The 10,217-nt window shown below is 43.9% G+C and carries 3 protein-coding genes; all 3 read left to right on the top strand.

The genetic code is table 11. The features are described from left to right. The coding region (locus JCM15548_RS22025) for a DUF8693 domain-containing protein (protein ID WP_062128668.1) at positions 1 to 805 on the top strand (805 nt) is incomplete at its 5' end. A gap of 217 nt (positions 806 to 1,022) precedes the next feature. After that, positions 1,023 to 9,236: a LamG domain-containing protein gene (locus tag JCM15548_RS19190; RefSeq protein WP_157482973.1), complete on the top strand. Its 8,214-nt coding sequence runs from the start codon at positions 1,023 to 1,025 to the stop codon at positions 9,234 to 9,236. Between the two features lie 20 nt (positions 9,237 to 9,256). Further along, on the top strand, positions 9,257 to 10,217 hold a 961-nt coding region (locus JCM15548_RS19185; RefSeq protein ID WP_157482971.1), incomplete at its 3' end, for a DUF8693 domain-containing protein.

Here is a 10,217-nt window from a genome sequence, read left to right as displayed (position 1 = left end):
TTGGGTCAATGCCGCAGTCCCCGGCGTAACAGTCACCGTTAAGCCAGAGGCCCGTCGCCACAGCATTGAGGGCTCCAGACTGAAGAGCAGCTCTGCGAGTCGCTATGGGGATGTCATACGCATTGAGACCGAGAATGAATTTTCCCGGGACGGAGCGGTACTCTATTTTTCCAATGGTTCCGAAGAGGCGGTAGATAAAGGTGATTCGGAGAAGTATTTCAATGATTCCGAGAGAATACCTGAAATCTACACCCGTGTTGGCGAAAAAGCTCTGTCTATCAACGGTCTTCCTTTATTGAATGAAGCCGCCCGAACAATTCCATTGAGCGTCCGTAACCGCATAGCCGGTGAGGTCACCATGACGTTTGATCTGGGCTACTATTACGGCCAGCATGCGCCTTATCTGGAGGATAGAGAAACGGGGGCCTTTATTAACTTGCTGCACGAAAATACTTACACCTATACCGTAAGCGAGACAGGAGACAACCACGATCGATTTGTGTTGAACTTCTATTTGGTCTCTACCGATCTGGAAACACCAGGAGCGGACGAGACCGATGCCGGCAGCTCCATCAGTATTAAAAGTTTGTCGGGCAAGGTCCTGGTGAGTATGTCTCCGGAACTGGCTCAAGCAGAGAATGCGATGGTTGAGGTTTATACCATTGATGGTCGAAAAGTGGATGCCCTCCCCGTTCGTAGTAGTCGCACACTTCTCTTCTTGCCGAACGAAAAAAGTGTATTTATTATTCGGGCTGTTGCTGACAAAGTTGTTAAGAGTGAGCGAGTTATTTATTCAGGAAAGTAACGATTGAATGGATGTTTTTTTAAGCCGGCACAGAAATCAACTCTGTGCCGGTTTTTGTATTTAAACTCTTCGTTCGTCACAAGATATCGTACTTACATCAAATCAATGTCTTAATGTGAAACATAGTTTCTGAAAAAGGCGTATGACCAGAGAAAGAATTCCTATTTTTGGCAGCTAAAAACATAATATTATTCTATTGAAATATAATACTCAACCCATGTTAGACAAGCGCAGAGTGATTCAGTTGATGGCCATAGTATTGATGGCATTTGGTAGTTTTATTGCTTTTGGTCAAACAGGGCCCGCTGGAATAGGCAATAGTTCAGGAACAAACGGTCATCCGCATAATTTAGTGTGGCTGGACGCTTCTGATTTGAGCGGATTTACAACAGGAGATTCCTGGTTGGATAAATCCGGGAATAATCATAATGCTGTGAGTTCGGGTGCGAATCTTACTTTGGGAGATATCAATGGTGTTCCAGCTCTGGATTTTTCTGCTTTTAGCAGTGGTAATTTTTCTATTGCCCACCATGTAGATTTCAATGATGTGGATCAACTCTCCATTTTTGTGGTTTATAATTCAGGTACAAGCACCAATCCTCAGGGATTGGTATCAAAGCGCACCGGAAGCGGAGATATATCTTTTTCCCTTTTTCAATTTTCCAATTACCGCTTATATGCGGATTATATCGCAAGTGGAAACCGTATTAATGGTGCTAATAACACTTCTGAAACAAATTATATCGGCAACTATATTTTCCAAATCAATGATTCACTCAAGATATATAAAAACGGCATTCTGGATAATGGTGCGTTTCAGCTAACTGGAGCAGCAAGCACCAATATTACAACGGTAGATATTGAAATTGGGAAATTAGACGCAACGTATTCTGTTGGTAATAACTTCAAAGGAAAAATTGCTGAAATTATCATCTATAAAACCAACTTGACTCCTATTCAAAGAGCTATAGTGGTTAGTTATTTGAGTACTAAATATGGGATTGGCGTTCAGGAGGTGAATCTGGCTTATTCTGCTACAGAGGGGACCTATTATGAAGATTTAACCGGCTATGCAAGATCTTCAACCGGGTTTAAGAATTTTGGTCCGTCAGATGGTTTGTACATTTCTTTGAATGATGCAGATATTGGTGATTATATAACTGCTGCTCACAACGGTGCTCTCAACGATATAGAAAATATTCAGACAGGGGCGGATGTGACCGCATCAGGTGCGGTCGCTGCCTGGAACCGCGATTGGTATGTAGAAAAGGGCGGTTTATCCACGGCAAAGATTAGCTTTAGTTTTCCTGAAGGTTTTGATGAAGGTTCATTTCCTCAGGAACTAAGTAATTATGTGCTACTTAGAAAGGATTCTCCTGAAGGGACATACAGCCAGGTAAACTTAGCTGACAAGGGCGTTGAATTGGGCGAAAGGGTTTGGTTTGAAGTTGCAGAAGCTGATTTTGAGGACGGATACTATACCTTGGGAACACTGGATCAGAGTGCCAGTCCGTTAGAAGGGGGCTCTACCCGTACCTGGTATTCTTTAATAAGCGGGGATTGGGATAATTGGGAAGTCTGGACCTTGGATCCATCAGGTGCTTTACCCAATAACCCCAACCATTATACCCCAACCAATTCACCCACGGCTGCCTCTGACAAGGTCGTTGTTTTGAATGGAAAAACGGTGACCGTTTCTACAAATGACAAAATACATCAACAGGTGACTGTTGATGGCCGTTTGGATTTGCAGGGAACTTCCGGACATGACTTTGGTCAAATTCGTGGACGTGGTCGTATTCTTTTAAATGCGGATCATTTTCCGGCTGGTGATGCCACCCATTTTTCCTCTGCCGGTCAAGGTGAAGGAACAGTTGTCTACTATGGAGATGGTTTTGACTTGACGCAGAATTTAGTGTTTTTTAATCTGGAAGTTGATTTGGCTTCTGCGTCCGACCGTATTACCCTGCTGAATGATTTAACCATTAATGGTGAGTTTCGGGTTAAGAACGGCGAGTTTCAATTCAATGATGATGTTGTTACAAACGACTTAAATGTAACTGTTCATGGACATATAGTAGTTGAAACTAACGGAAAGCTTCTGACAGGAACGGCCAACGCCCGTCATCAGTTTAATCTTTATGGCGACTTTACCAATAACGGCAATGTGGCATTTACCAATCGTCTCACTGCCATTTACAATAGCGAAGCTGCAGATGGTATCGTGGATGTCAACTTTTTAAATGGATCAAAAAATCAGCTGGCTTTTTTCAATGGTCCTTCCAAAATGTTCCGAATTGAAATAGATAAGGGTACGGATGCCACTTATGAGTTAATTTTGGAAGCAACTCATGCGGACCATTTTCAATTGCTGGGCCGTGCTGATCAAGGTCATTCCGAAACAGCCCAGCTGACTTCAAATAGTAATGCGCTTGGATTGTTAAGGGGGACTGTACGTGTAAAAAGTAACATTAATATACCCGTCCTTAATAATACAGGAAATTATAATATTTCAGAATCGGCTCGTTTGTGGGTTGATGGTGGTTATGTGGCCAAGACAAGCGGGACAGCGATTGTTCCTTATGGTGTTATTCAGGTGAGTTCTGGTACTCTGGAGTCCTTGGTCCAAAGTGGAATTACAACACGTGGTAATGGACTGGTGAAAGTTGAAGGTGGAACTCTTAATATGAACCAGCTTAGAACATCGGTTTTAGGTACTGAAAATGTTGGAGGCTTTGTCCAGTCTGGTGGAACTACAAATGTCATGGGCGGTAGTACCAGTAATGATTATTATTGCTTTAACCTTACTTACCCTGGTAATGTCTTTAATATGTCTGGTGGTACGCTTCACATACATGAGGCCAATAGTAAAGGAGGTGTTTTTATCGCATCATCCGAGACCAATTACAATGTTACCGGTGGTACTGTTATTCTGGAAGTCAGCGACAGCGATGACTTTCCCATCACATCCATAGCACCGTTTTGGAATGTGGTTTTGCGAAATTCATCGGGTGGTAACGGACAGCATATCTTATCAGGGGGGACAGATGTCGGATCTTCGAATGAGAATCTTTCGGCTCAGCCTCTTGTTGTGTTAAATGATTTAACCATCGAAGCAGATGCGTTTCTTAATCATGACGGGAATGACGTAATTATTGGTCGTAATTTTTCGATTAACGCCAATGCCCAAAGTGTTACATTTGATGATTCAGGTATGAACGATACCTGGAATTCCTATAATATAGGATATTTGTTTGATCCTGCGAAACCTAATACCACGATTTTTAATGGTTCTGAAGACGGGGCGTTTTATATTGGCTACAATACTTCGGATGGTTTTGAAGCGTTTTTTCACAATATTACCATAAATAAGGAACAAGGAAAGTCAATTACCGTTGTTTGTGATACCCAAAAATCGGCCCAATACCAGGACGATAATAATAGAAATCACTGGTTTGCCCGTTTGCTTCGGGTAGAAAATGAATTGCGCGTTGAATCCGGTATATTGAATCAGGGACAAAGTGCCTTCCGTTTATTCGGACCCTTAACGGTACTTGAAGACGGAGTATGTAGTGTTTGGGAACAGGGGATTACCCATCCCTGGGCATGGTTAATGGTAAAAGACGCTGATTTGGAAATCACTACGCAAAAAGGTGCAGTTATCGGGAATATAAAAATGAATCCGAATCCGACCACCGATATTATTACTTTTACCAGTGATGTTTATATCAAACGAATCGGATACTTTCATGGTCGAATTAATCTACAATCATACGAACTTAAACTTGATTACCTGATTGATGAGCTCACCACAAATAATTATGATATTTCAGATGGAAACAGCTCACAGGAAATGTTTTATTCTGCAGGAAAAGCTTCCGATGGCGGACTTTCTTTGTATGTGCCGGCAGGTTCAGCCGATGGCACCCTATTTCCGTTCCCTTTAGGTGTTTTAGGAAAATATACACCGGCCGAAATTGAATTGAGCAATGTAACTGATGACGGTTACATCAATATACGCCCTGTTGATGGAGAATTACAAACTACTAATCTTAGTGGCGGCGATTTACTGAATTATTACTGGCGGGTAAAGTATGAAGGATTTGATGCAGAACCCACTGTCAATCAGCTTCGACTGAAGTATAATGATGCAGATATTGTTGGAAGCGAAGCCAGTTATGTAGCAGGGAAAGTGCTCGATGTGCATCCGTTTACAAGAAGCTACGAAGATGATCCCAATCCCGAAGGTGTTAACCCTTCAAACAATACCATTACATTTAATGGTGCAGGCGATACCGGCTTTACTTTAGAAGAGGCGTTTTATACTGCCGGTGAAACAGGGAGATTTACTGGCAGTCCAGAAATATTTTATGTCAGACAAAACGGCGATTGGAACAATGGAAATACATGGTCGTATTCACGTGGTGGAGGGGCTGCAGGAGATTATCCGAAAGCCGGGGATATAGCTATTATGCGAAGAACAGCTTCCAGCTATTCCGGAATTATTACCGTTAGACAACCAGAAACAGCGGCTGCGGTTATTTTTGATGATGAGAATGGATTTGCAAGTGGCTGTCCGCGAATTGTCTTTGATACGCAAAACAGTTATGCGTCCTACGGAAGTAACTTTGAAATAGTAGATGTGGCCGATACGCATCAAGGAGGGACATTAAACTACAATACGCACGGCGCAGTTATTCAGTATAATATAGAAGATAGCTATTCCAATGCCAGTACATCTCTTGAATTTGATGGTAATGACGACTATGTGGCCATCCAAAACTTTAATTATAATTCGGCTGGTTTAACAGCGTTTACCGTGGAAACATGGATAAAGACCAACGATGCTGGGGACCAAATCATCGCTTCTTTTGACAGGAATGAATTCTGGCGACTCGAAGTGAATGGTAACGGTGCCGGAAATGGGCAAATTGGTTTTGATATTATGACAGATGCCGGGCAATTGGATTTTGGTGGTAGTACACGAATTGATGATGGAAACTGGCACCACGTGGCAGGTGTTTTTGATAACGGAAATGTTTACTTATACATTGATGGAAATCTGGACAACTCCACCACTAGAGGATCAACATTTGGGTCGGCCGGGGTAACACGCTACGGCTTTTTGGGAGTCGGTTCAGAAGCCGACTCATATAATGGAAGCAGGGGGCCAAACAATTATTTTAACGGAAGTATTTCGGACTTCAGGGTATGGAGTGTTGCCCGTTCACAAGCACAAATACAAGCATCCATGAATAGTGGGCTTGCCGGAAGTGAAACCGGACTTGAAATCTATTACAAGCTTGACGGAAGTGGTTCTGAGAATACGCTCACCGATGTTACCTCCAGCGGTAATACGGGTGATTTAATGAACTTTTCTCTGCCCGGGGCCTGGACAACTTATCATCCTTGGGGAAGCAGCTTCCCCAAGGGCGATTTTGGCGGGTTTAACAGTTATCCCAATGCACTTGTGATATATGGTTGGGACGGGGCTACGGCGAATGCCGATGTCACCCTTTCTGCGTCGGCTACAGAGTATCCTCAGATGTGGTTTAGTGGCGGAAATGGCAGCCGAAAAATTCGCTTCCCTGATACCAATGTCACTATACATGGCGGTTTCACTATTCCTGCACAGGCGATTGTTGTTGCCAATGGTGATTCAGACAATATCATCACCATGATGCAGAATTTTACTATAGGCAGTCCTTCCCTTGGATACGGGGAATTTCTCTTTCCCGGCAATTCGACCAACCCGGTAACACTTGATGTTAAGAAAAATATCAATATCAGGGGTAGTACCAATTCGTTTTTGGGACTGGAGAATGCTTCCGGCGGAACCTCTATTCATAAGTTTATAGTTGGAGGTGATGTTACGGTTGATGCTTCCGGTGGTCAGATTCGACTGGGCGATGGTGATCCAGCTAAATCAAATGTAGAACTGGAATTCCAGGGGAATGAGAACGCATCGTTTATCAATAATTATGGTAGTTCAACGCCACAATTCTACCGCCTGATAATGAATAAAGGGGTAAGTCCTACTGCTGCTTTTTCGCTTAATAGTAATTTTTCCCTGACTGGTGCTACTTCAGGAGTTGACATGAATAAGGCAATTGAATTGCGGAATGGTAATTTAGTGCTAAATAACAGTGCCATTAATGTTAACTTAACAACTGGGGATGATGATTTTTTCATTCCTCAAACAGCAGCACTTGAAGTGCGTCAAGGGCAAGTACGTGCCAATGGCAACAGTGGTATACTATTGGACGGGCAATTAATTGTAAGTGGCGGAATCGTTGATATGAGTGGAGGTAACAATTATATCCAGTATTCCGCCAGTGGCAATGCTGCCATTGATGTCTCGGATGGTAGTTTAATTGTTGGTTCGCAGATCCGACGGGGTTTAACCTCGTCAGAAGGGATTCTTGATTACACTCAGACTGGGGGAACGGTGATTGTCGGGAATGATGTGGCTCCTGAAAATAGCAGAGGTGTTTTTGAAGTGTTAAATACAGGTAGTAGTTTTTCTTTTACTGGTGGTGAATTACATATTGTCAGGGCACAGAACAACCCGACTATGGCTGCAGTTTATCTGGCGCCGGAAACGGTAACGACGGATGATGCTGCAGTTTTGAGGATAGGGAATGTAAATACACCCTCTAACCAGACCATCGGTCTTTACGCCAATGTGGAAATTCCTAATTTATTGATTGATAATACAGGGGGAGGGGATCCTGTGCTGCGCCAATGGACAGTACCATTGACTGTTTCTAATCTTTTAGAAGTAGAGGCTGGTGCTGGCTTTGATGCCGATGGTAATGATTTAATATTGATGGGTGATTTTCTTTGCGCCGGTGATTTTATGCCCAATGGCAATACGACCATCTTTAGTGGTGCCGGAGATCAGGAAATAACCGGAGATTTGACCTTTTTCAATCTGACAAAATCTTCCCCGGGAGAATTACGGCTTAACAATTCGATAAGTGTTCAGAACCGATTGCGTCATGAAGATGGTCTGCTCGTTGATAATAGCCATGTTGTATCTGTGGGGGGAAGTTTATATATGTACGGTGATCATGAGTGGGGTGGTTCTGGTCGAGGCATTGTTCTCAATGGTATAGAGCAGCAAATGCTCTATGGTAGCGGAGTTTTTGGCAAGCTGACTACCAACAACCCTGAAGGCATAAAGGTGGATGATGGTAATACGGTTTATATCAATCGTGCGCTTCAAATGGAACAAGGGGTTTTGAATGTGGGTTCCAATTTATTGGTTCTGGCTGAAGAAGCACTCATCATTGAGGAAAATCCGTTTTCGGCATCCAATATGATACAGACCAATATTTCCTTTACGGATAATGGTGTCAAGAAATTCCTTCCTTCCGGAGCAGGTAATTTTACTTTTCCCGTAGGTTCGGGCGGGAAATATACGCCTGTAAAATTAAGCATCACTGCCAATAATAGCGACAGTGGAAGTCTTTTGGTCAAGCCTGCAGGTGAAGCCCATCCCAGTGTGCTGGATGTAAACAATGTGCTGAATTACCATTGGGTAGTGCGTGCTGATGGACTTTCTGGTTTTGCTGCTGAGGCGCGTATGAAGTATGATATAGGAGACGTAAAAGGAAATATTTCAAATTACATAACAGCCCGCTTATTATCTGATGGAAGCGGGGAATGGAATAAGTTCTCAGGCGAAGAGGTCATTGATGAATCCACCCGCGAGCTGGTATTCAGTTTCTTTTCTACCGATGATGCCGGTATTAGTGGAGATTATACCGCTGGCCTGGATGCGGCCATTCCCAATCAGGTTCCTACCTATATTACCACAATGGACGGTTTATGGAACAATGCAGTTATTTGGGATACCTATCCAACGGCGGGTGGTTCTGTGCCGGAGAGTGGTCCCCGAGGATCCATGGTTGTTGTTAACCATGCTGTGGAGATGCCGGTTAACTATACTTCTTCTTACCGGACAACGATTGGTGAAAATGGTATTCTTTCTATAGGTTCCACCTTTGGGCACCGTCTGGGTGAAGTGTTTGGATCCGGTGTGTTGAGTCTCGAAAGTGGTGATATGCCTGCTGGTTTTTATGATGCTTTCCTGGAAGAATCCGGTGGAACCTTAAGATTTGGAGGCAATACAAACTATGACATCCTGAGTACCATTCATCAACTTAATAATCTTGAACTCACAGGTTCGGGTACGCGACGATTCCCGAATATTGATGTGCAGATGACTGGTGATTTGCTTATTGACGGCCCACAGGCACGAAACGAGCAAAACAGAAGGATTTCTGTCAAAGGTGATGTGTTTTTTGAAAGTGGATCTTTTGTTGCGGGGAATGGTGAAACATCGGTCTTTGTTTTGAATGGATCTGCTTCCCAAACCTATCGGGATCGGCCGGTTTCAATGGATCTAATAGCTTCAACCGATTAACCGTTAATAACCCTGCGGGCGTGGTCTTTACTTTAGACGCAGATGTGAAGGATGTGCTGAATCTGTCTGCCGGTCGTGTGATCGTCGATGAAACAGCTATTTTCAGGGTGGATAATTATAGTGCTGCTGCCATTAGCGGTGCTTCTGCAACGTGCTATGTAGATGGTCCACTTTACAAGCGGATTAATTCCGGAGCTTCGTTCGATTTTCCTTTGGGTAATGAGGGTCGTTACGGGAATATTAAGGTAGAGAATGTTACTGCATCCGGTATGTGGCGTGCCCAATACCATAGCAATTCACCCAGTGGTGCGGGACTCTCCACCGGCAGCAAAGAAGCACCGGTGCAGTATGTGAGCTCCAGCGAGTATTGGAACATTGAAGCACCGGCCACAGCGACAGCTGAGGTGACCCTGCGCTGGGATGCTTCCAGTGGGGTTAATCCCGCAGAGTCAGGTTTGCGTGGCGTTCAATGGTTGACCGACAAATGGCATGAGGTGTCTTTGAGCAATGTCTCCGGGAATTCTACTGCCGGTACTGCTAAAACTAGTCCTGCGTTGAACTTTAATGCCAACCCTGGAGAAGGTAATTACATTACTTTTGGAGCGATTACCATTCCTGCTTACACATGGACCGGTGCTACCGACACAGACTGGTTTAAGCCCGGTAACTGGACCAACAGTACGGTTCCCTCTGCCAGTGCCAATACGACCATTGCTTCCACTGCAAATATGCCTGTGATTACAGGCGCTAATGTGGCACAGGTGAATAATCTGATCATTGACGCCGGCGTCGACTTAACCGTTGCCTCCAACGGAAAGCTGACCGTGAATGGGGATTTGAATATTGCTGCAACGGGCGAGTTGGTTTTGGACAATGGTTATGGTGTGAATGGCATGGCATCTTTAATTACCCATGGACAAATTCTGGGAACCGGTTCGACCCGGATCAGATTAACCACCCCTCCCAATCAATGGTTCTATT

This window comes from Geofilum rubicundum JCM 15548, from assembly GCF_000974365.1.
Taxonomy (GTDB): Bacteria; Bacteroidota; Bacteroidia; order Bacteroidales; family Marinilabiliaceae; genus Geofilum; species Geofilum rubicundum.
The sequence above is the reverse complement of the archived record's forward strand: the minus strand, read 5'-3'. Positions and strand labels throughout refer to the sequence as shown.